This is a genomic window from Lysinibacillus canaveralius (assembly GCF_047301505.1).
Lineage (GTDB): Bacteria > Bacillota > Bacilli > Bacillales_A > Planococcaceae > Lysinibacillus_B.
This window is the reverse complement of the sequence record NZ_CP154840.1, coordinates 152,501-174,402: the sequence shown is the minus strand read 5'-3', so window position 1 is coordinate 174,402 and position 21,902 is coordinate 152,501. Positions and strand designations below refer to the sequence as shown.

At 42.7% G+C, this 21,902-nt stretch carries 17 protein-coding genes, 17 tRNA genes, 2 rRNA genes and 2 riboswitches (1 of these 38 cut by a window edge); of the genes, 7 read left to right on the top strand and 29 right to left on the bottom strand.

The features are described from left to right. The first annotated feature begins 117 nt into the window (after positions 1-117). Positions 118-429 (top strand): hypothetical protein, encoded by a 312-nt coding sequence (locus AA0Y26_RS00920; protein ID WP_413364426.1) that lies wholly within the window; start codon positions 118-120, stop codon positions 427-429. A 73-nt stretch (positions 430-502) separates the two neighbouring features. Here the strand turns inward: AA0Y26_RS00920 and AA0Y26_RS00915 are convergent, their stop codons facing one another. Then, positions 503-727: a sulfurtransferase TusA family protein gene (locus AA0Y26_RS00915; protein WP_413364425.1), complete on the bottom strand. Its 225-nt coding sequence runs from the start codon at positions 725-727 to the stop codon at positions 503-505. 23 nt (positions 728-750) lie between these two features. Further along, positions 751-1,815, bottom strand: coding sequence for a YeeE/YedE thiosulfate transporter family protein (locus AA0Y26_RS00910; RefSeq protein WP_413364424.1), 1,065 nt, complete (start codon positions 1,813-1,815; stop codon positions 751-753). A 729-nt stretch (positions 1,816-2,544) separates the two neighbouring features. On the opposite strand from AA0Y26_RS00910, the gene fumC reads away from it, so the two are divergent. Beyond that, complete coding sequence (fumC, locus tag AA0Y26_RS00905) at positions 2,545-3,936, top strand: class II fumarate hydratase (RefSeq protein ID WP_413364423.1); 1,392 nt, start codon at positions 2,545-2,547, stop codon at positions 3,934-3,936. 71 nt (positions 3,937-4,007) lie between these two features. Here the strand turns inward: fumC and AA0Y26_RS00900 are convergent, their stop codons facing one another. The 3 genes from AA0Y26_RS00900 to AA0Y26_RS00890 all read right to left on the bottom strand — a co-directional run bounded on the left by AA0Y26_RS00900 (position 4,008) and on the right by AA0Y26_RS00890 (position 8,006). Then, the gene (locus tag AA0Y26_RS00900) at positions 4,008-6,212 is read right to left on the bottom strand and encodes a YcdB/YcdC domain-containing protein (RefSeq protein ID WP_413364422.1); all 2,205 of its coding nucleotides are present in this window, start codon (positions 6,210-6,212) and stop codon (positions 4,008-4,010) included. 226 nt (positions 6,213-6,438) lie between these two features. Further along, the gene (locus AA0Y26_RS00895; protein ID WP_413364421.1) at positions 6,439-7,374 is read right to left on the bottom strand and encodes a ring-cleaving dioxygenase; all 936 of its coding nucleotides are present in this window, start codon (positions 7,372-7,374) and stop codon (positions 6,439-6,441) included. A 14-nt stretch (positions 7,375-7,388) separates the two neighbouring features. Further along, on the bottom strand, positions 7,389-8,006 hold the full coding sequence (locus AA0Y26_RS00890) for a nitroreductase family protein (RefSeq protein WP_413364420.1): 618 nt from the start codon (positions 8,004-8,006) through the stop codon (positions 7,389-7,391). Positions 8,007-8,450: 444 nt separating this feature from the next. Here AA0Y26_RS00890 and AA0Y26_RS00885 point away from each other — a divergent pair, with 444 nt between their 5' ends. After that, positions 8,451-8,768, top strand: coding sequence for a hypothetical protein (locus AA0Y26_RS00885; protein WP_413364419.1), 318 nt, complete (start codon positions 8,451-8,453; stop codon positions 8,766-8,768). A 519-nt stretch (positions 8,769-9,287) separates the two neighbouring features. Here AA0Y26_RS00885 and AA0Y26_RS00880 read toward each other — a convergent pair. The 4 genes from AA0Y26_RS00880 to AA0Y26_RS00865 all read right to left on the bottom strand — a co-directional run bounded on the left by AA0Y26_RS00880 (position 9,288) and on the right by AA0Y26_RS00865 (position 12,814). After that, a complete protein-coding gene (locus AA0Y26_RS00880; RefSeq protein ID WP_413364418.1) occupies positions 9,288-9,479 on the bottom strand; it encodes an ABC transporter permease in 192 nt (63 codons plus the stop codon). Positions 9,480-9,802: 323 nt separating this feature from the next. Beyond that, on the bottom strand, positions 9,803-11,119 hold the full coding sequence (locus AA0Y26_RS00875) for a nucleobase:cation symporter-2 family protein (protein WP_413364417.1): 1,317 nt from the start codon (positions 11,117-11,119) through the stop codon (positions 9,803-9,805). Then, positions 11,119-11,703, bottom strand: a complete 585-nt coding sequence (locus tag AA0Y26_RS00870) for a xanthine phosphoribosyltransferase (RefSeq protein ID WP_413364416.1) — start codon at positions 11,701-11,703, stop codon at positions 11,119-11,121. The genes AA0Y26_RS00875 and AA0Y26_RS00870 overlap by 1 nt, the downstream gene beginning before the upstream one ends. A gap of 188 nt (positions 11,704-11,891) precedes the next feature. Further along, positions 11,892-11,993, bottom strand: a riboswitch (purine riboswitch). Between the two features lie 143 nt (positions 11,994-12,136). Continuing rightward, entirely contained in the window at positions 12,137-12,814 is a 678-nt protein-coding gene (locus AA0Y26_RS00865) for a hypothetical protein (RefSeq protein ID WP_413364415.1), read from the bottom strand. Positions 12,815-13,009: 195 nt separating this feature from the next. Between AA0Y26_RS00865 and AA0Y26_RS00860 the strand changes: the two genes are divergently transcribed. Further along, complete coding sequence (locus tag AA0Y26_RS00860; RefSeq protein WP_413364414.1) at positions 13,010-13,216, top strand: hypothetical protein; 207 nt, start codon at positions 13,010-13,012, stop codon at positions 13,214-13,216. A 20-nt stretch (positions 13,217-13,236) separates the two neighbouring features. Here AA0Y26_RS00860 and AA0Y26_RS00855 read toward each other — a convergent pair whose 3' ends face one another. Then, the gene (locus AA0Y26_RS00855; RefSeq protein WP_413364413.1) at positions 13,237-14,691 is read right to left on the bottom strand and encodes an amino acid permease; all 1,455 of its coding nucleotides are present in this window, start codon (positions 14,689-14,691) and stop codon (positions 13,237-13,239) included. A gap of 140 nt (positions 14,692-14,831) precedes the next feature. Next, a riboswitch (Lysine riboswitch) is annotated at positions 14,832-15,004 on the bottom strand. 139 nt (positions 15,005-15,143) lie between these two features. Between AA0Y26_RS00855 and AA0Y26_RS00850 the strand changes: the two genes are divergently transcribed. The 3 genes from AA0Y26_RS00850 to AA0Y26_RS00840 all read left to right on the top strand — a co-directional run bounded on the left by AA0Y26_RS00850 (position 15,144) and on the right by AA0Y26_RS00840 (position 18,056). Beyond that, the gene (locus tag AA0Y26_RS00850; RefSeq protein WP_413364412.1) at positions 15,144-16,349 is read left to right on the top strand and encodes a CynX/NimT family MFS transporter; all 1,206 of its coding nucleotides are present in this window, start codon (positions 15,144-15,146) and stop codon (positions 16,347-16,349) included. A 59-nt stretch (positions 16,350-16,408) separates the two neighbouring features. Continuing rightward, on the top strand, positions 16,409-16,963 hold the full coding sequence (locus tag AA0Y26_RS00845; protein ID WP_413364411.1) for a restriction endonuclease: 555 nt from the start codon (positions 16,409-16,411) through the stop codon (positions 16,961-16,963). Between the two features lie 226 nt (positions 16,964-17,189). Then, a complete protein-coding gene (locus AA0Y26_RS00840) occupies positions 17,190-18,056 on the top strand; it encodes a hypothetical protein (RefSeq protein ID WP_413364410.1) in 867 nt (288 codons plus the stop codon). Positions 18,057-18,232: 176 nt separating this feature from the next. On the opposite strand, the gene AA0Y26_RS00835 is transcribed toward AA0Y26_RS00840, so the two are convergent. From AA0Y26_RS00835 to AA0Y26_RS00745, 19 genes are all read right to left on the bottom strand, one after another. After that, positions 18,233-18,304 (bottom strand) — tRNA-Glu (locus AA0Y26_RS00835). A 91-nt stretch (positions 18,305-18,395) separates the two neighbouring features. Beyond that, a tRNA-Ile gene (locus AA0Y26_RS00830) sits at positions 18,396-18,472 on the bottom strand. A 12-nt stretch (positions 18,473-18,484) separates the two neighbouring features. After that, positions 18,485-18,558: transfer RNA gene (locus AA0Y26_RS00825), tRNA-Gly, on the bottom strand. 8 nt (positions 18,559-18,566) lie between these two features. After that, positions 18,567-18,642, bottom strand: a tRNA-Phe gene (locus AA0Y26_RS00820). 11 nt (positions 18,643-18,653) lie between these two features. Beyond that, positions 18,654-18,729: transfer RNA gene (locus tag AA0Y26_RS00815), tRNA-Asp, on the bottom strand. 3 nt (positions 18,730-18,732) lie between these two features. Next, positions 18,733-18,807: transfer RNA gene (locus AA0Y26_RS00810), tRNA-Met, on the bottom strand. 53 nt (positions 18,808-18,860) lie between these two features. Continuing rightward, a tRNA-Ser gene (locus tag AA0Y26_RS00805) sits at positions 18,861-18,953 on the bottom strand. Positions 18,954-19,046: 93 nt separating this feature from the next. Beyond that, a tRNA-Met gene (locus tag AA0Y26_RS00800) sits at positions 19,047-19,120 on the bottom strand. A gap of 20 nt (positions 19,121-19,140) precedes the next feature. Continuing rightward, a tRNA-Ala gene (locus AA0Y26_RS00795) sits at positions 19,141-19,216 on the bottom strand. A 27-nt stretch (positions 19,217-19,243) separates the two neighbouring features. After that, positions 19,244-19,320, bottom strand: a tRNA-Pro gene (locus tag AA0Y26_RS00790). A gap of 9 nt (positions 19,321-19,329) precedes the next feature. Continuing rightward, a tRNA-Arg gene (locus tag AA0Y26_RS00785) sits at positions 19,330-19,406 on the bottom strand. Between the two features lie 113 nt (positions 19,407-19,519). Further along, positions 19,520-19,592: transfer RNA gene (locus AA0Y26_RS00780), tRNA-Lys, on the bottom strand. An 8-nt stretch (positions 19,593-19,600) separates the two neighbouring features. Continuing rightward, positions 19,601-19,675, bottom strand: a tRNA-Gln gene (locus AA0Y26_RS00775). 33 nt (positions 19,676-19,708) lie between these two features. Continuing rightward, positions 19,709-19,784: transfer RNA gene (locus AA0Y26_RS00770), tRNA-His, on the bottom strand. 37 nt (positions 19,785-19,821) lie between these two features. After that, positions 19,822-19,895 (bottom strand) — tRNA-Trp (locus tag AA0Y26_RS00765). Between the two features lie 7 nt (positions 19,896-19,902). Continuing rightward, positions 19,903-19,986 (bottom strand) — tRNA-Tyr (locus AA0Y26_RS00760). A 15-nt stretch (positions 19,987-20,001) separates the two neighbouring features. After that, a tRNA-Val gene (locus AA0Y26_RS00755) sits at positions 20,002-20,077 on the bottom strand. A gap of 11 nt (positions 20,078-20,088) precedes the next feature. Further along, positions 20,089-20,204, bottom strand: a 5S ribosomal RNA gene (rrf, locus tag AA0Y26_RS00750). Positions 20,205-20,343: 139 nt separating this feature from the next. Further along, positions 20,344-21,902 (bottom strand): 23S ribosomal RNA (locus AA0Y26_RS00745) (it continues 1,370 nt past the right edge of the window).

The window sequence follows — 21,902 nt, the reverse complement described above, 5'->3', positions numbered from 1 at the left end:
TAGACAAATAAGAAATTTGTTCGAAATAATCGAATTTTCAATTATTACTTTTTAGTTATCTGCTATAATCGACTCGTATAAGTTAGCTTTCCCACCATTTAAGAGGGGTTGATGTTAATGATTAAAATTGACATGATCACAGAACCAAAGCCGATCAACATTTCCCACCATACGTATAAACGCGAATGCCGCTACAACCGAGGATTGCACATCCCACTTGCAGAATTCCAACAAATAATTAACAGCATGTGTCCCGACACGAGAATATATTTTGACTTCCACAATTCTGGGAAACATCTGGAATGTGGTGAATATTTTAACGGTCATGCAGGCCTAGCCCGTGAAATTGATAACTATTACAAAACAGTAAAGGATACAGAAGTCACAGGAATCAATAATGGCCGGGATTTTTATGTAAAAGTTATTTAACGCATTAAGAAGACACAAAAAAGCCACTGCCCAGGCCTAGATGACCGAGTAGTGGCATTCTTTATTTTAAAAATTAGTTTTTCTTAATTGTAATTGTCCATGCAGCTTCGCCAACTTGCTCGAAGTTTGTTACTTCATGCCCTGCTTCCGCTGCCCAACGAGGGATAGATTCTGTACCTTGTGTACAGTCAAACTCTACTACTAACTCGTCTCCTGTGTTAATCTCTTCGATTGCTTGTTTTGCTTCTACTAAAGGGAACGGACACACCATACCCATTACTTCTAATTTTTTTTGCATAGTTACTCTCTCCTTTAATCAAATTAAGCTGTTACTGTTTCTGAACGAGCAGCTTGTGCTTTTTTTCTTGGACGGACAAATACAAAATAAGAAGCCGTCCATGTACCTAAAATCATAAATACAAGTGAAATCCAGCCTGACCACGTCATCATTGCTGTCATAACAAGACCGTTCCCGATTGAACAGCCCCCTGCCAGGCTCGCACCGAAGCCCATCATCAAACCGCCGGAGAAACTGTTAAGCCCTGTTTTTACATCCGGCATGCGGAAACGGAACTCTCCAGACATTTTCGCCGCAAACATTGAACCAAGGAAGACACCCAATACTAGGAAAACTCCCCAGTTTACAAAGCTTATATCACCTGTCACAAGGAACTGCAAAATATTTGCTGAAGGCGTTGTAATTCCTAGACCGCCCATACGTCCAGTAGCCACAGATAACGGCCATGCCAATGTAGCAATTAAACCGATCAATGTAGCTGTAACGAAAGGATTCCAGCGTTTTTCAAAAAGAACATGAGCCAAACCAGTTTTCTTAGGTTTTAAGGAAGGAATCTTCACTTTTGGCTTTTTCAACTCGCGGTAAACAATGAAAGCCACAATTGCTACTAAAATCGCAATCAATACCCATGGACTTACCCCAAATGTTGCTGCCATTGAGTTGTTTCCAACCTCATAAGATTTGAGCTCCGCATCAATCGGTGCTAGTGGACCCGTACGCATCATAGCAGCTACTAGCATATAACCTGCAAGTGCCATCCAGCTTCCAACTAACCCTTCGCCGGCACGATACCAAGTACCTGTTGCACAACCTCCGGCAAAAATAATACCGATACCAAAAATAAATGATCCGGCAATAACGGCAAGTAAAGAGATAGTACCTGTCGTAAATTCAAAAACACCTAAACTAATCAATGTATATACACCAACGCTTTGAACGGCAATCGCAATTAAAAGCGCATAGAACATGCGATTATCTTTTGCAATATACATATCGCGGAAACCACCTGTTAAGCAGAAACGACCGCGTTGCATAACGAACCCTAACAAAGCGCCACATAACAAACCTGTTAAAAGACCAAATGACATTGTCATGTAACCTCCAATTATTCCTTAGTAATTTTATAGGTTTATATTATATTAGAAAAGTAGTTTTGGCAAATTATTTGTTTACCCATAAAGTTACTTGGTTTATTTATCAAAAGCACCTACTTTTATATTCCTTAATTTGTAATATATATCCAAAATAGTTACATAAAGCTGCCCGCTATTAGAAGAACAGGTAACAAAATTCCCCCTACTGTCTCTTGTCATCCATGTTTGTATTATCAGATTCCCATGGCCTCTCTATAAGAAAAGTGATATGACAAAAAGATGTTCGGGAGCGTCTATGTGTAACTAACTTTCATCACGAACATATTTTTTAAAAATTCTTACTCAATTATTATTGACTTTCTTAATGAGAAAGATTATCATTATCATTGTAGTGATCAACTAGTTGAAATTTTATTTCGAGACATGTCCCCCCAGAATATGTTTCGAACCTCCCTTATTATTTTCATATTGAATAGAAATCCCTCAAACAATTTTTGAGGGATTTCTATTTGCAGCATTTTGTGAAGTGTTGTTACTGTTATAGCTGTCATTTCTTTGTTCCAATGATGTTTTAGCATCATTGTGTACGTATTGTCCTTGCTGCCTATAAAGGTAGGATACTTCGTATATACAAAAGGTAAAATAATTATTTCTTCACGTTTGTTATGTTTCCGATTTGGGGAACATCAAATACATAATACATATAAAAAAGGAGCGATTAAAATGGAATTTCGTATTGAAAAAGACACAATGGGTGAAATTCAAGTACAGGCGGATAAATTATGGATGGCACAAACACAACGAAGCTTGGAAAATTTCAAAATTGGTACGGAAAAAATGCCGATTGAGGTGATCCGCGCATTTGCCATTCTAAAAAAATCAGCAGCAATTGCAAACCAAAAGCTTGGTAAACTGTCGGATACCAAAGCAAAAGCGATTGTGCAGGCTGCAGATGAGGTATTAGACGGTAAATGGAACGATCAGTTTCCGCTTGTTGTATGGCAGACTGGTTCTGGTACGCAATCAAATATGAACATGAATGAGGTATTATCATTCCGTGCAAACCAAATTCTTGAGAACCAAGGCAGTGAAGAGCGTATCCATCCAAATGATGACGTTAATAAATCTCAAAGCTCAAATGATACATTTCCAACTGCTCTCCATGTAGCAGCTGTCCTTGCTGTCGAGGATTACTTGTTACCAAAACTAAATGTTTTAAAAGCTACGCTAAAGAAAAAATCCGAAGCATTCAACGATATTATCAAAATCGGCCGTACACACTTGCAGGATGCAACACCGCTTACGCTCGGCCAGGAAATTTCAGGCTGGCACCATATGCTCGTAAAGTCTGAGAAAATGATCCAAGTGACTACAGAATTTATGAAGGAGCTTGCAATCGGCGGGACTGCTGTAGGGACAGGGATTAATGCACACCCGAAATTCGGTGAAATGGTGGCTGCGGAAATTGCCGGCTTAACAGGCAAGCAATTCGTAACAGCAGAAAATAAATTCCATGCATTGACAGCTCATGATGAGATTACGACAGCCCACGGTGCATTAAAGGCATTGGCTGCCGATTTGATGAAGATTGCTAATGATGTGCGCTGGCTGGCATCCGGCCCTCGTTCAGGGATCGGTGAAATTACAATTCCTGAAAACGAACCAGGTTCTTCTATTATGCCAGGAAAGGTAAATCCGACTCAATCAGAAGCAATGACAATGGTTGCCTGCCAAGTATTTGGTAATGATGCAGCAATCGGCTTTGCAGCATCTCAAGGAAACTTTGAACTTAACGTATTTAAGCCGGTAATTATCTATAACTTCCTGCAATCTGTACGCCTGCTTGCTGATGCAATGCAATCATTTAACGATAATTGTGCTGTAGGCATTGAACCAAACCAGGAAGTGCTGGATGCAAACTTGCGTAATTCCTTAATGCTTGTAACAGCTCTTAATCCGTACATCGGTTATGAAAATGCGGCAGCTATTGCGAAAAAGGCACATAAAGAGGGAACAACACTGAAAGAAGCAGCTATTGCAAGCGGTCTGCTAACAAAAGAGCAGTTTGATCAATATGTAGACCCAGCAACGATGATTTATCCTAACGCTGAATAATATCGTTTCCTAATTAATAAAACCGGTGGAGAAATCTCCACCGGTTTTCCTATTTCCCTGCTGTACATCCATTAATGATAGATGTTATTTTCCTTCATTTCATTAGCCAGTAATACCGTCATCTTCGCTAATTCAGCATATGTTATTTCCTTTTGCGGATTCGCTTGATTATTCTCAGCATTCAATAGCCCCATCGCATAGGCCAGTGCTACGTAGCCCCGCTTATCTGAGGACACTTTTGCTGCATCTGTATACCCTAATTGATAAATATCCCCATGCTTTGCGGCGGCCTCCAGCTTCAACATTCTCACGGCCCATTTTGCTACTTCCTCGCGTGAGAGCTTATCATCTGTTTTGAGCGCTTTGTCCGCCTCATCTAAAATGCCAATCGTTACAGCAGCCATCACTAATGGATACAGTTCATCCGCAGGCGATATATTTTCAAAGAACTTCGATTCTGCCTCTTCTTGTGGATAATAATCATATGAATACGTAAGTGATCTCATGAGCACCTTCAGCGCCTCTCCTTTTGAAATAGCAGTATCAGGATTAAAATCTCCGTCAACTTCTAAGGCGCCTATACGGATAAGATAATTCAACTCAACTGCTGCTGTTGGATGCTCAACTGCTGGATATTCTGCCTTCTCTTCACCAGATAACCATTTCCCTGTTTTTGCATCAATCATGCCATAGCTGCTTTCCTTAAACAGAGGGCGGTAAATAAGACTATAATGCTGGGCATCTCCAATATTTTTAATGTTTTCGTATTGTAATTGTAGTGATAAATTCTCTTTCAGCTGCTTCGTTGCTTCTTCCTTCGCTACCACATCTTTTGTAGTCGGCCATTTAACATCGCTGTATGTCGTGATAGACAAACCAAGTAAGTCCCCTGCCACTCCAATATTCACCGTAATTTGGTCCCCTTCTACCAATAATCCATTTACAATGCGCGGGAAAGAGAAATAATAGCTGTCATTATGCTCGAAATAGTGTGCTTCCGCTACTGGCATGGCGTATTCATTTGCATAAGAAGGTGCCCATTTTTTTATAGACTCAACAGCCTGTTGAAGGGCAGCCTGTTGCGAGAATGACCCCTTCTTCTGCTCTTGTTTCATTTGCGTTGCTAAATCGTACTTGATATCGTAGTATTCTATAATTTCACCTGTTGCTTTATCAATCGATAGTGCCGTCCCTACATTTCCACCTTCATACTCATAATTATACTGAATCATATACACCTGCTTACCTGTATAATTAGTTGTTTCGTTAATAGAATCAATGGTTAATGTAACACCTGGTATCTCCGTTTGGAGGAATGAAAGTGCCAGCTGTTCTGCCTGCTCCTCTGTAATATCCGGCTGTCTAGGCGGCAATGGCTGCGGAGCAATCGGCGTAATGTCTTTCTCTTTCGGTAAGGATGCTGATAGTCCATCTAGCGTCACCCAATCACCTGACAATGCATGGACCCCAGAAGCAATTTGATTGTTCGGCCGGTAGACAAGCTGTGCCTCTGCCCCTCCCGTATGGTAGTTTGGCGTCAGCAAATAGAAAAGCTGTGCTTCTACAGTGTTCTGTATGTCTGTTTGAACAGCAGCTGCGTCTTTCTTTTTGGAAGCATCATCATATGTGAAAGCCCCTGTCTTTGTGCCCGAGTTGTAGAAGGAAATTAGTTGACCATCTCCCCGTATTGTTACTTCCATATACCGGTCCGCTACCGGAATATCCCCTTCTGTTTTCCGATAGATAAATGTATATTGTACTGGCTGTGTCAAATTACTTGGCGTATAGACACCCTCTGTAGAAGAAAACTTATATCCAGCTGCTCCCAGCTGTTTGACAAGCTTGTCCGCGATTTGCTGTGCTTCACTTTCTGAAACCTTTGCAGGGAAGAAAGCATCTTCTGTCTCCGGCGGCTGGTAGTAGAAATGTTCAAGCTGCAGGTCCGCTCCTGCAAAAATCAGGCTTCCGTATATATGCTGTTCCTTCACCTGTTTGGAAAAGCTCAGCTCATAACGTACCGTTGACTCACCTGGATAAGGATAGCCCGTATTCATATAGAAATCCTTCTCCGTCAGGCCGGAAAACTCCGTCGGAAACAGTTCCTTCATACGGTTAATCAGATCTTTCTTTGTTACCTTAGTGTTTGTCTGCGCCACCTGAATAGGCAGCCTTTCCATACGTTCGTCCACTGTTGTTGCACTGGCAACTGGCGCTAATAAACCTATAGACAATGCTGCCGCCGATAATAATACACTTGCCTTTTTCAATACAACCATTTTTTATCCTCCTATTTTTGCAGTTGAAAAACTCCTCGTTCCAACATACGCAAGTAGAAGGCAAAACTTTCTAAAATATTCTATTTTCTTTTTTTCTCTATAGATTTCCATTATAAATAGGCCACTGTCCCCATCTACCATTCGCTGCCTCATAGTAAAAGAGTAGCTATTCTATTTCATCCTTATGAAAAAACGTCCGTGCAATGAAGCACGGACGTCATATATTCTACTTTTCTAATGGGCGCACCTGGAGTACAGGCAGCTTGCTTTCTAGCTCATCCCGCAAATGTTCATATTGCGGCGGCAACATCAGCTGCTCTCCCAGCACTTCAGTATCCTCATCAACAGAAAAACCTGGTGGATCTGTCGCAATTTCGAATAAAATATCTCCTGGTTCAGGGAAGTAAATCGCATCGAAATAGTGACGATCTTTTACCTCCGTTACACGAAGGTTATGCTGCAGGACATGTTCCTGCCACTGCAGGTGCTCCTGCTGATCCTTTGCACGCCAGGCAATATGATGGACAGTGCCAGGTCCCATTGAGCCACGCTGTCCCGGAACTGTCTTTAAATCAATGATATTTCCGATAGTTGCAGTGGATTTGAATCGAAGATAGTCCCCCTCGCGTGATACCAGCTCTAACCCCATCACTCGGGTTAACACATCTGCTGTCTGTTGAGGGCTGCTTGAATACAAGGTCGCTCCGCCAAAACCTTTAATTGCAACCTCAGAAGAAACGCCTCCAAATGTCCATTCGCTTGGTTTTCCTTCTGTACGCTCTACAAGCTCAATATGCAATCCATGCGGGTCGTCTAGCTGAATGTATAACTCACCAAATCGCTCTACTTCAAGAAATGGAATGTTGAATTGTTCAAGCCGCTCCTTCCAGAAAGGTAATGCCCCTTCTGGCACAGCGTAGGAAGTGACACCTACTTGACCATCTCCAATACGGCCGCGGAAAGCAGTAGGCCATGGAAAGAAGGTCATAATCGTCCCGGGCGACCCCGCCTCATCACCAAAATACAGATGATAGGTTCCGGGATCATCAAAATTCACTGTTTTCTTCACTAGACGCATTCCTAATATACCGGCATAAAAATCTACATTTTCCTGCGGATTTCCTACAATGGCTGAAATATGATGAATACCTGCTGTCTTCATATGCTCTACTCCTTCTATATAAATGTTACAAACTCGTTTACCGGCTTCCGATAGCCGCGCAGATTGCGACTTTCCTCTTTTTCCTTTCCAATTGTGATCATCATGACGATTTCATGAGTTAGCGGGACATGGAGAATCTCACGCACCTTCTGCTGGTCGAAACCAATCATCGGACATGTATCCCAGCCTCGGTTCTTCGCAGCTAGCATAAATAGCATGGAGGATAGTGATGCATTGCGGATGGCCTCTTCCTTCATAAACTCCTCACCACGTTGCTCATAGAATGCCGTATTATCCTCAACCAATTGTTCCAGCTGACAGTCGTTGATGATGCCAAGACTTTTCATACCTTCATTCAGCTTTGCTGTCTTTTTATAAGCATACCGGTCAGACGTCACAATAATTACCGCAGAGGCTGAATGAACCTTATATTGCCCATAAGCTGCTTCACGCAGCTGCTCTTTCACATCGGGATTTAGCACTGTGAGATACTCTGTATGCTGCAAATTGAAGGCTGACGGAGCAAACTTTACATCATTAAAGATAGGCTTCAAATCCTGTTCTGTCATCACTATATCCTTTATAAAATTATTAGCTGAACGTCTCTTTTCTATTAGCTTGTCAAATTCCATCACCAAGGCACCCCTTCTATTTATCTCGAAACTATTTATCTCTAATTCGAGATAAATATATCATTAGCTTCTATTTTTGTCAAATTAGTTAGGATTTTTTTATAAAAGTTATCTTATCAATTTTACTCATCTACTTTTGAAATAATAATTGAAGCAACACTCTCTCTATATTACATTTAATATATTCTTTACTATATATTGTCATATTTTTATAACCGAATGAATATAGTATAAGTAGATGCTTCCGAGCTTTATAGTAGTGGTATCTTTCATCTTTTTATAAAGAGAAGAAAAAAGTCTAACTCTTATAAACTATCAAACAGGTATCAAGAAGGAGCTTGTTTATATTTAGAGTGCTAGAGTTATACTAACTTTAGAGAGCTATGATAAAGAAACGAACGCATCTATCTTACACTACCCCATCATTTTAAAGGAGGAGTTTTCATGAAAAAAATGGTAGTTGGAGTTTTATCAGCAGGTTTACTTTTTGGAGGATTCTTCAATGCACCTCTTCCAGCAGGAGCAGCGAGTGAGTCATCAGGATTAGTAGAGACAGCGGCTTATTCCAAAACAGTGACACAGACAAAAACGTATTTAAAAAGCCAATCTGTACCTTCATCAATATCTTATAACGTAGGGGGTTGGAGTGGAACATTATACCTAACAAGCAAAAGGGATGCGGTTGATCACTGGATTGCGGTATATAGCGGTACAGTTAATTGCTCAGGGCCATGCGCTATGGCGAACACTGAAATAGAATAGGATTTTACAAAAGCAGATGTAGAGCCATACTATCTCTACATCTGCTTTATTTATAAATAGATCATTCATTCCTTACTTCCCCACTCTATATCCAAATGCATAAAAAGCAGCCCCTTTTATATCTGATTGATAAGCTGTTTTGCAAATGTACATATGCTCCCTATCTTGTTCTGGAGCGAAAAGCTAACTTCTAGTATAGGTACTGGCGTTATTCCCTCCTTGGTCATTTAGAAAATTTCAATGGAAAATGAAAGGAAATCCCGCGGTAAGCTAATTTTCCAATCTCTACAAGGACTTTTTCTTGTCCATAGCGATTTAACCAGTATTCATTAAGAATAGAAGGCTCCATCTTTCTCATTTTAAATCATTTATTTTATGTATAAATTTTTTGTCAAGGACTTTATTGTATGAACACGTCCCCTAAAAACACATCAAGGCGCTGCTCGTATTACCAATGCTTGAGCAGCGCCTTTAATCAAATGTGTCTTGATCGTCGTACATTTCAATTGTTTTTTCCAACTATTGTGCCTCCTGTAAGATCGTTTTATTGTTCTCAAGAAGCTGAATCATCGACTGAAGAATCTTTTCCTCCGTTCTCGGTGATGAATTAACTTCTTTCGCAATAATGCGTTTCAAATCTAAAATCGTCTGAACTTCGAGCATGTGCTTTTCAGCTAATTTGAAAGCCTGCTCTAACTGACCGGTCACCATAGGCAACTCTCCTTTTCAAATGTATTCCTTATTATTATATCAAATATCCTGAAGAGAATTCACACAAATTTACCGAAAAACAATATAAATTTTTCTGAAAACTTCAATTTCCTTTCAATTAAATGAATTTCAAGTCTGGATGAATCTACCTTCTGTCTACCACAAGAAATAGGTTATCATTGTTTTATTATATGAACAAAATAAGCATATGATACTTTTTTGATTTCCCCAAAATGGATGGTTAGCGTTATTCCTTTGTACTACTAGGTATTGAGTAACAACCTCAAATAAAAAAGCTCCTCGAGTTGAGGAGCTTTCTAAGCTTATTCTTTTACAGCTTCTGTTTGCCCAACTGCATGCATTTTTGTTTCTACATGCGAGCTGCCAATCATATTAAAAATAATATTCAGTACAATTGCAGTGACCGAACCTGTCACAATCCCATTTGAAAATAAGATAGATAAGCTGTTTGGCAAGGATTGAAACACTTCTGGTACAACTGAAACACCAACGCCTAGGCCGACTGCACAAGCTACGATCAATGCATTTTCCATCGACTTCACGATTTCTGGTGCAAGCATTTTCATTCCTTGCGTGATAACCGTACCAAACATCGCGATCATCGCAGCACCTAAAACTGGTGTTGGGATAATTTGCGTTAATGCTGCTGCTTTTGGCAGGAAGCCAAGCACGACAAGCATTGCCCCTGTGATAAAGATCACTTTTCGTTCCTTTACACCCGTGATTTGAACGAGGCCGACGTTTTGGGAATACGTTGTATAAGGGAAGGCATTGAAAATACCGCCAATAATGGAGGCAAGGCCTTCTGCACGGTAACCTCTCGCTAAATCTTTTGAATGAAGAGGTTTTTTACATATATCACTCAGCGCATGGTAGACACCTGTAGATTCAACAAGCGATACGATTGCTACAAGTGTCATTGTGATGATTGGCTCAATATGGAACTCAGGCGTACCGAAGTAAAATGGCTGAACCATATGGAACCATGAAGCATCCTTTACTGGAGCGAAGCTTACAACACCCATCAGCATGCCTAGAACAGTACCAACAACCAGCCCCATCAAGATTGCAATTGCACGCATGAAACCTGTTGTAAAACGATAGATAACCACAATTGTCAATAAAGTAATAAATCCTAAAAGTAAATTCGTCGATGAGCCGAATTCAGCAGCACTTGCGTCTCCCCCGCCCATATTTGTCATCGCTGTTGGTAATAGAGAAATCCCGATAATTATTACGACACAGCCTGTAACAACCGGAGGGAAAAAGCGTACCAGTTTACCAAAGAATCCAGAAATTAATACGATAATAAGCCCTGAAGCGATAATGGCACCGTAGATGGCTCCAATGCCTGCTGATGTACCAATCGTTATGATTGGTGTTAGGGCCGTAAATGTACAGCCAAGAACAACTGGAAGACCGATTCCAACAAATTTGCCGCTCCATACTTGCAGGAGTGTAGCAATACCACACATTAAAATGTCAATAGCTACGAGATATGTCATTTGTTCTGTATTAAATCCAAGGGCACCGCCAATGATGAGGGGCACTAAAATGGCTCCTGCATACATTGCCAGTAAATGTTGAATGCCAAATGTCACTGCTTTTGCGTTATTCATTAGAATTCACCGTCTTCGAAAAATTCGACCTTGCCATTTGCTAATGATTTGATACGAGCCAAAGATTCAATGCGTACGCCTTGTTCACGCAGATGCTTGCCCCCATCCTGGAATCCTTTTTCAATGACAATTCCTACTCCTACCACGTGTGCACCCGCCTGCTCTGCAATATCAAGCAAACCTTTTACCGCTTCACCGTTTGCAAGGAAATCATCAATGATAATGACATTATCCTCTGGAGATAAGAAGTTTTTAGAAACGGAAATTTCATTCGTTTCATTTTTTGTAAATGAATGCACCTTTGACGAGTACAGGTTGTCCGTCAATGTAAGAGATTTACGTTTACGCGCAAATACAACCGGTGCGCCGATTGTCAGACCTAAAAATGTAGCAGGTGCAATACCTGACGATTCAATCGTTAATACCTTCGTGATGATGTCATCGGCATAACGGTTTGCCAATTCATCCCCAATCTCCTTCATTAAAAGCGGATCGATCTGGTGGTTCAGGAATGAATCCACCTTTAATACAGTGTCCGATAAAACATTGCCTTCTTTTTCGATTTTCTCTTTTAAAAGCTTCACAGTTGGGACTTCCTCCTCTATTTTCATCTTCACGCATATAACAGCTTACTTGGCTTTGCCCGCTTTTGTTCACCTGCCCCCCGAGAGAAACAAAAAGCTCGAAAGCCCGCTCCCATAAGAGGAAACAAGTCTTTCGAGCATACGTCAAAAGAAATACAAATAAAAGCAGTGCTGACACTGACATTCTACTAGTAAAACCTGCTCCTCATAGTCGACAAATTTACGGTCAGTCGGTAGAAACTCGCGGGCCTTATTCCCGCTATTATATGAGTAAGGATATTTAACTAAAATTTAAGAATGTCACAATTATAATCAGCTTGTTTTTGAAATGCAATGGTATTGACAATAATAAAATGATTTTGATTATTCGGAATTCAGCAGAAGAATGCTTTGGAATAAATATGAATGTTCGCCTTTTGAACGTTGACTTAGTCTACACTAAGGCTTCTTTAACTCGTTCCTTGAATGTACCAAATGCTTCCCCCATCTTACCGTAATAACTTAAATTCCGGCAAGCAATGACCTGCACCTTTCTTCCATTAGAAAGGCTCCAATCGGCAAAAACCCCATACTCCTCTAAATCCTGTACCTTTTCCAATTGAGGATAGCGGTCTAAAATGGCAGCTCCAAATCGCTTTCTGAATTGTTTCACTGCATCTGATCCATATAAAATAAGGAACTCTGGTTGAAACTCTTCCACCGCCTCCTGAAATATGCGGAACCCCTTTTCATAATCTTCCGGGGATTCTTTGCTATATTCCTTTAGCTTTTTAGCAGAGTCTGCCATCAGTGCTGTTAGGTTTACATGGACAGCTGTTTCCCCACAGGCTTCTTTCAGCCATTGGATAAATGCTGTAGTTCCCTTATTTTCACGAGTCCCCATCTGTTCTCCATAGAAAGTATCCCATAGCTCCGTATCTACTAAGGATTCAATATATTCTTCACGCTCTTCTTCATCTACTTCAATTACAGGATGAGGAAAAGACCCACTCACAAAAATACGAGATTTATACGGATTGCCATTCACAAGAAACGGACGAAAAGCAACCCGGCCTTCCTTCGATAATATCCATTCATTTATTTTCCGATTAAACCCATTTGATACGCCCATTTTTCCACCTTCTCACTCCCGAACTGGTATTTCACCGATTCTTTTTAGGCAGCCATACAGTCTCGGGTAACATTTTCATTTGTTCTCCTATCTTAACATATTTTCTCCAGCATCTGCCTCTTCCTGAGTGCGAACACTTTCTGCCGTATTACCCTGCTTGGCCTGCCTGCGGATTACTGTCTGCTGCGCATTCTCATGTTTGCTATCGGTATCTTCCTTGAACATAGCGTGGAAGGGCCTCAAATCAATGCCTTTCAATATGTTCATAAAGGCCAAATGAGCAAGGACACAGCCTGCATAACATACTTCCTAGAGCAGAGGCTGCTATTAGCATTGCCCAAGCTGCGTCAAGTCATAGTAACGGCAAATATTATTTACATAGAAAAAGACGATCTGCCGTAAAGCAGACCGTCTTTTTTATGTTAGTAATCCAAATCGCACTGATCAAGCGGTACAACTTTTGTTTTATGCTTAATTTTATAACCAATCCATAAGGCTGCAAACAATGGCAGACCAATATAGGATACGAGTATACCGTACCAATCAATCGTACCACCTGTGAACGCTGTATAGTTCTGGCCAAGAACAACAATCATACAGATTGTAAATGCAAACAGCGGCCCAAACGGATAAAGCGGTGCCACATATGGAAGGTCACTTAAGTTACGTCCTTGTGCCACGTAAGCTTTACGGAAGCGATAATGACTGATAGCAATACCAAGCCATGCAATAAACCCAGACATACCAGAGGCATTTAGCAGCCAAATATAAACAACACCATCTCCAAAGAATGAAGCAAGGAACGATAAAGAACCTACTGCAAGAGTAGCAAGCAGTGCATATACCGGAATACCACGCGTATTAATACGGGCAAATAGCTTTGGTGCCTTCCCATCTACTGCAAGCTGGAACAGCATACGGCTCGCTGCATAAAGACCTGAGTTACCGGCAGAAAGCATAGCAGTCAAAATAATAGCATTCATAACGGAAGCCGCGACTGCTATTCCTAAATTTTCAAATACGAGTGTGAAAGGACTCATCGCAATATCATCAGATAAAAGGCGTTCATCTGTATAAGGGATTAGAAGTCCAATCGCTCCAATAGCAAAGATATAAAACAGTAAAATACGCCAGAATACAGAACGTACCGCCTTTGGAATATTCTTTCCCGGGTCGTCTGTTTCCCCCGCTGTCACACCAAGCATTTCTGTCCCTTGGAACGAGAAACCGGCTGCTAGGAAGATACCGAACATCGCCATGAGACCGCCGTTAAACGGCGCATCCTCTACAAAGAAATTCGAGAATCCGACTGGGTCATTGCCTCCCAGAATACCAAAAATCATTAGGAACGAAACAATGATGAAGATGATAACTGTTGCTACCTTAATCATCGCAAACCAATATTCACTTTCCCCATACGCTTTAACTGATAATAAGTTAAATGTCAGTACAACAGCGATAAATAATACAGTCCATAGAATTGATGAACTATCCGGGAACCAGTACTTCATGATAATAGAAACAGCTGAAATTTCAGCAGCAATTGTAATCGCCCAGTTATACCAGTAGTTCCAACCTAATGCAAATCCAAGCGCTGGATCAACGAAGCGCGTTGCATACGTACTAAATGATCCGGATGTCGGCATAAATGCGGCCATTTCCCCAAGACTTGTCATTAAGAAATACACCATGATACCGATCAGCGCATACGCCATCAGTGCACCGCCTGGCCCAGCTGATGAAATAGCTGAACCTGAAGCCAGGAACAGCCCTGTCCCGATTGTACCTCCCAACGAAATCATCGTTATATGACGGCTTTTCAGCCCTCTTTTCAGCTCCGGTTTATTGCCGAGCTGGTCTATTTTTATTTCACTCATACTTCAAACTCCTCAACTTTTTTGTTGATGGTATTTCGGTATCGAGGCTTGAGCAATTTCACGAATGATCCTTCCTCAGATCATTTAAATAAAAAAGCCGCCATAAAAGTTATGACGGCACCCAAAATACCTCATCAACTTGAAACGATAGCTCACCCGCCGCAGCGGCAGTTCTGTCCCTATTCGAGTACAGCCCCAGCATGGCACTTGAAGAGCAGTGCTATACTTCGGCAACCATTCCTTTCATAAAGCCTCGCAGATTCTCCCAATCTCCGCTATACTAGTCATAATGGTCGCGACCTCTACCCCACTTTCACATGAGGTATAATCTATTAAATTTAAATACTTAAAAAAAGTCTATCATAGCATTTTTTTGTTATCAATGGTTTTCACTTATTCAGTTTTTTCATACATTTCAAACTTTTTATAACAATAAATAAGGAGTTGTCATTATGGAAGATACACCTCATCAAAAAAGCAAAAAAATACAACTAAATAATAAAGTAATTTTATTTACTGTATCTATTATCCTATTAGCGATGACATTACGTACACCGCTCACACTAGTAGGGCCGGTTATTTCTTTTATTCGCGAAAGTTTGGGGATTTCGAATGTTTTGGCAGGATTTCTCACGACCATCCCCCTTCTTGCATTTGCTGTTGTGTCACCTTTTGCACCCCGCATTGCAAGAAAATTTGGTATGGAGTGGACGCTCTTTTACTCTGTCGTATTATTGAGCGCGGGGATTCTGCTGCGTTCATTCGGCACGACTGCCTTGCTGCTCATTGGCACTGTCCTAATCGGTGTAGCCATTTCATTTGGCAACGTACTAATCCCGAGCTTCTTTAAAATGCGCTATCCGCTTCATATTGGCTTGCTAACCGGGATTTACACCGTTTCAATGAACCTGTCAGCCGGTATTGGTGCAGGAATCAGCTATCCCGTTGCATCAGGATCTAGCTGGCAGATTGCTTTAGCGTTAGCTCTTGTGGTTACAGTAGCTGCTCTCTTCTTTTGGATTCCTCAGCTGCGCGGAGAAAAGGTAACATTAGGAGAAGGCGCTTCAAATAGTAAGGGATGGTCTTCTCTCATCCGTTCTCCTATTGCGATTGCCGTCATGCTGGCAATGGGGCTGCAGTCCTTTATTTTCTATACAACAGCAGCATGGATTCCAGAAATCTATATCGCACAGGGAATTGATGCAAACAAAGCAGGCTGGCTTGTCTCGGTATTACAGTTTGCCCAAATTCCAATGACTTTCCTGACACCAATAATCGCTGGGAAAATGACCAACCAACGACCTATTGTGGTCATATTCACTATCTTTTACTTAATCGGCTTTACAGGCGTGCTTATGGAATGGACCGAATATGCGTTCATCTGGATGATCTGCCTAGGCTTTGCCGGCGGTTCTTCTTTCAGCCTTGCTATGATGTTCTTTACACTGCGGACAAACACAGCCTATGCAGCTGCGGAACTCTCTGGCTTCGCTCAGTCGATTGGTTATCTACTGGCCGCAATTGGTCCGATTGGCTTTGGATTAATCAAGGATATGACGGGTGATTGGTTCATACCGAACTTTATTTTTATTATAATTGCCATTTCTTTGTTCTTTTCGGCATATATTGCAGGGAATAACCGAATAATCGACAATTGATGCAAACATACGTACTTATTTTATGATATAATTGCGTATTATATCTAAAGGAGAAAAGTATGTTTCGGAAACGTCGAAGAAAGAGAAAAAAACGCACTCCATACTTGCAGTTGCTACTAATTTTGATTGCAGGAGGTATTGGCTGGTACTATATTAGAACCCTTGAAGGGATTGCTGGCGGAATTGGCGTCTATGTATTTATAGGAATTGCCTTTAAGTTCTGGCAGTATTGGCGGGAGTCTGCACGCCTTCGAAAAGCTGATATTGCCGAGGTCGATCGAATGTCAGGCGAGGAGTTTGAACGTTTCCTAGGTGAATTATTTAAACGTCGCGGCTTTAAAGTATCCTATACTGCGGCAAGCGGGGATTATGGGGCCGATCTCATTTTAAAAGATGGGCATGATGTAATTGCTGTGCAGGCAAAACGTTATTCTAGCTCGGTCGGTGTGAAAGCTGTGCAGGAGATCATCGGTGCTGTCAAGATGTATGATGCTACAGAAGCATGGGTTGTAACCAACAGCTATTTCACAAAACAAGCGATTAAGCTGGCGGATATCAACGATGTGTACTTGGTGGACCGAAAAGAATTAATTGATATGATTTTGGATAAATAGCTCTCCTATAGGAGGGCTATTTTTTTGGGGGTTTCAGAGTATATGGAAAATCTTATTTGCTTTGACAGCCCTTTTTGTAAGAGGTACAGATAATATCCACGGGGAGAATTCTATTTTTATGTAATATTTCTCAATAAGTAAGCACAGAAAGCTAGAATTTATCTCATCGTGTATTACCATTTCCATTCATAGAAATACTAAATGAAAACCTTCAAGGAGGATTTCGATGCCATACTTACAGACGCGAATGGACTATGCCATAACACTTTTTCAAACAGCAGAATATGAAGAAGCCAAGATCTTATTTGGCCGGCTTTTAAAATTATGTAAAAAAGAATCACAGCTAGAACATATAAGACCTTGCCTGTACCGGCTTGCATGTATTGCCTACATACGCGGAGAAATACAGAATTTCCATGAGATATTTACAAGTTACCAAGCACATAGGCAGCAGGAAGCGGACACTAATCGGGACGTAGAGTATCACGTACTGTTAGGGATTGAAAAATTGTCGCGTCAGTATTATGAAGAGGCAATTACTGCATTCACCTATGCGCTGCCGCTTGCAGAGGAAAGAAAGCTGACAGAGCATAAAATTACGACTCTCCTCTATATTCAAAGGTGTCATATTCTTCTTGGTCAATCACAGCTCTCCCTTAAAATAAGTGATGAGCTTTGGACAACCTGTCGGGAGGAAATCCAATCAAATATCGGTCATTTTTTCCATTACTTGTTAAATCGTGCAGATACACTTTACGCCTTGGAATACCTAGAAGAAATGACTGAGCTGCTTGAAGCCTGCGAAGCTTATGAAGATTTTCAGATTATGCCAAAAGAATATGCTAAAACTCTTTTAACACGTGCCAAGTTCCATATGACCAACAAAGATTCCCGTCCTGCGATGCTGGCTTTAGAAAAGGCAGTAAAAATTGTTGAAGGACAAGAAGATATCAATTTACGCAGCGAAGTATACGAAATGTTGATTGATCATTATGAGCGCCGTGGTAAAACAAAGCAGGCACTACGTTATACTAAAAAACAGGTGGCACTTCATAAAAAGGCCAGAAGAAATACAATAACCTTCGACGGATGAAGATTTCCAACATAAAGAGAGGGCCATTATGCGTGTTACGTCTAGTTGGGAGATATTATGTGTCTTTTGGAGAATAAAAAATATGCTTTCTTTTAGACTAGCACAAGGACTAGCCTTCAATTTTATTTCATGGAAATAATAAAAAAGTATGCAGCTTATCGCTGCATACTTTAGGATGACCCGTACGGGATTCGAACCCGTGTTACCGCCGTGAAAGGGCGGTGTCTTAACCACTTGACCAACGGGCCATAGCTGTGAAGATAACATTCTGTAACATAAGGCCAACCGGTTAACAGCCGATTGTTCTACCACTGAGTTACTTCGGAATAATATTATATATGGTGGGCCTAAATGGACTCGAACCATCGACCTCACGCTTATCAGGCGTGCGCTCTAACCAGCTGAGCTATAGGCCCATTACATATAAATGGAGCGGGTGATGGGAATCGAACCCACGACATCAGCTTGGAAGGCTGAGGTTTTACCATTAAACTACACCCGCAGATGAAATGGTGGGTCAGGACGGAATCGAACCGCCGACACTTAGAGCTTCAATCTAATGCTCTACCAACTGAGCTACTGACCCTTTATCAAAAATGGCGGTCCCGACCGGGATCGAACCGGCGATCTCCTGCGTGACAGGCAGGCATGTTAACCGCTACACCACGGGACCATTTGGTTGCGGGGGCCGGATTTGAACCAACGACCTTCGGGTTATGAGCCCGACGAGCTACCACTGCTCCACCCCGCGATAATATTATTTTGCTGAAGTATGTATATATTGTACCATTTCTACTTAAAAAATGGCGGAGGAAGAGGGATTCGAACCCCCGCGCGGTTTAACCCGCCTGTCGGTTTTCAAGACCGATCCCTTCAGCCGGACTTGGGTATTCCTCCGTTTAAATATTTACCTGCTAAGCCTTATAAGAAGACTTTGAGCTGTGTAACTAGACGTTTTTAGCCGTCTGAGGTCACAAAAGCTCTTTAAGATGGCGGCAGAGGGGATCGAACCCCCGACCTTACGGGTATGAACCGTACGCTCTAGCCAGCTGAGCTACGCCGCCAGGATCTTTAATTATATGGTTGGTGGAGCCTAGCGGGATCGAACCGCTGACCTCCTGCGTGCAAGGCAGGCGCTCTCCCAGCTGAGCTAAGGCCCCATATATTTTCAGTCATATAAATTTGGATGGTCGGGAAGACAGGATTCGAACCTGCGACCCCTTGGTCCCAAACCAAGTGCTCTACCAAGCTGAGCTACTTCCCGTACATTCATTGGCGCGCCCGACAGGAGTCGAACCCATAACCTTCTGATCCGTAGTCAGACGCTCTATCCAATTGAGCTACGGGCGCTAATTTGTAATATGAATGGTCCCAGAATAAACGAATTGGTAAGGTAGTCACCTACCTCAGGATTGTAAATCCTGTGCGTCGCTATTTTCCCTAAACCGATATATACAAAGTGATGAGCCATGAAGGACTCGAACCTTCGACCCTCTGATTAAAAGTCAGATGCTCTACCAACTGAGCTAATGGCTCATAAAAAATGGCTGGGGTACTAGGATTCGAACCTAGGCATGACGGAATCAAAATCCGTTGCCTTACCGCTTGGCTATACCCCAAAATATACTATAGAACCTACTGTTTAAAATGAATGGGGCGACTGATGGGAATCGAACCCACGAATGCCGGAACCACAATCCGGTGCGTTAACCACTTCGCCACAATCGCCACTATATTATGTAAGTAAAAATCAAGAAATAAAAAATGGCAGGGGCAGTAGGAATCGAACCCACACCAAAGGTTTTGGAGACCTCTATTCTACCGTTGAACTATGCCCCTATCAAAATGGTGGAGGGGGACGGATTCGAACCGCCGAACCCGAAGGAGCGGATTTACAGTCCGCCGCGTTTAGCCACTTCGCTACCCCTCCGATATATAACATTTATGGTGGAGGATGACGGGCTCGAACCGCCGACCCCCTGCTTGTAAGGCAGGTGCTCTCCCAACTGAGCTAATCCTCCAAAAAAAATAAGCGAAGCGACGTCCTACTCTCGCAGGGGGAAGCCCCCAACTACCATCGGCGCTAGAGAGCTTAACTTCCGTGTTCGGTATGGGAACGGGTGTGGCCTCTCTGCCATCATCACTTCACTACTGCATGGATGCAATGGCTTCTGCGCTGCCACAGGATGTGGCGTTCTAGCAGAAGTTCCGCTGACTTCCGTGCTTCTTTGAAAGAAACTTATTCCTTCAAAACTGGATAAACGTTTCATTGTGCAGCACACAAAATTTGGTTAAGTCCTCGACCGATTAGTATTCGTCAGCTCCATATGTCGCCATACTTCCACCTCGAACCTATCTACCTGATCGTCTTTCAGGGGTCTTACTTACTTGCGTAATGGGAAATCTCATCTTGAGGGGGGCTTCATGCTTAGATGCTTTCAGCACTTATCCCGTCCATACATAGCTACCCAGCGATGCCCTTGGCAGAACAACTGGTACACCAGCGGTATGTCCATCCCGGTCCTCTCGTACTAAGGACAGCTCCTCTCAAATTTCCTACGCCCACGACGGATAGGGACCGAACTGTCTCACGACGTTCTGAACCCAGCTCGCGTACCGCTTTAATGGGCGAACAGCCCAACCCTTGGGACCGACTACAGCCCCAGGATGCGATGAGCCGACATCGAGGTGCCAAACCTCCCCGTCGATGTGGACTCTTGGGGGAGATAAGCCTGTTATCCCCGGGGTAGCTTTTATCCGTTGAGCGATGGCCCTTCCATGCGGAACCACCGGATCACTAAGCCCGTCTTTCGACCCTGCTCGACTTGTAGGTCTCGCAGTCAAGCTCCCTTGTGCCTTTACACTCTACGAATGATTTCCAACCATTCTGAGGGAACCTTTGGGCGCCTCCGTTACCTTTTAGGAGGCGACCGCCCCAGTCAAACTGTCCGTCTGACACTGTCTCCTGCCCCGATGAGGGGCATGGGTTAGAATTTCAATACAACCAGGGTAGTATCCCACCGACGCCTCCTCCGAAGCTGGCGCTCCGGGCTCTCTGGCTCCTACCTATCCTGTACAAGTTGTACCAAAATTCAATATCAAACTACAGTAAAGCTCCACGGGGTCTTTCCGTCCTGTCGCGGGTAACCTGCATCTTCACAGGTACTATAATTTCACCGAGTCTCTCGTTGAGACAGTGCCCAGATCGTTACGCCTTTCGTGCGGGTCGGAACTTACCCGACAAGGAATTTCGCTACCTTAGGACCGTTATAGTTACGGCCGCCGTTTACTGGGGCTTCAATTCACAGCTTCGCTTGCGCTAACCGCTCCTCTTAACCTTCCAGCACCGGGCAGGCGTCAGCCCCTATACGTCACCTTACGGTTTTGCAGAGACCTGTGTTTTTGCTAAACAGTCGCCTGGGCCTATTCACTGCGGCTCTCTCGGGCTTTCACCCTACCAGAGCACCCCTTCTCCCGAAGTTACGGGGTCATTTTGCCGAGTTCCTTAACGAGAGTTCTCTCGCACACCTTAGGATTCTCTCCTCGACTACCTGTGTCGGTTTGCGGTACGGGTACCTCCCACCTCGATAGAGGCTTTTCTTGGCAGTGTGAGATCAGGAACTTCGTCCATACGGACTCGTCATCACAGCTCAACGTTACAGTGTGCGGATTTGCCTACACACACGCCTTACTGCTTGAACAGAGACAACCAACGCTCTGCTTACCCTACCCTACTGCGTCCCCCCATTTCTCAAACGGTGGGGAGGTAGTACAGGAATATCAACCTGTTGTCCATCGCCTACGCCTGTCGGCCTCGGCTTAGGTCCCGACTAACCCTGAGCGGAC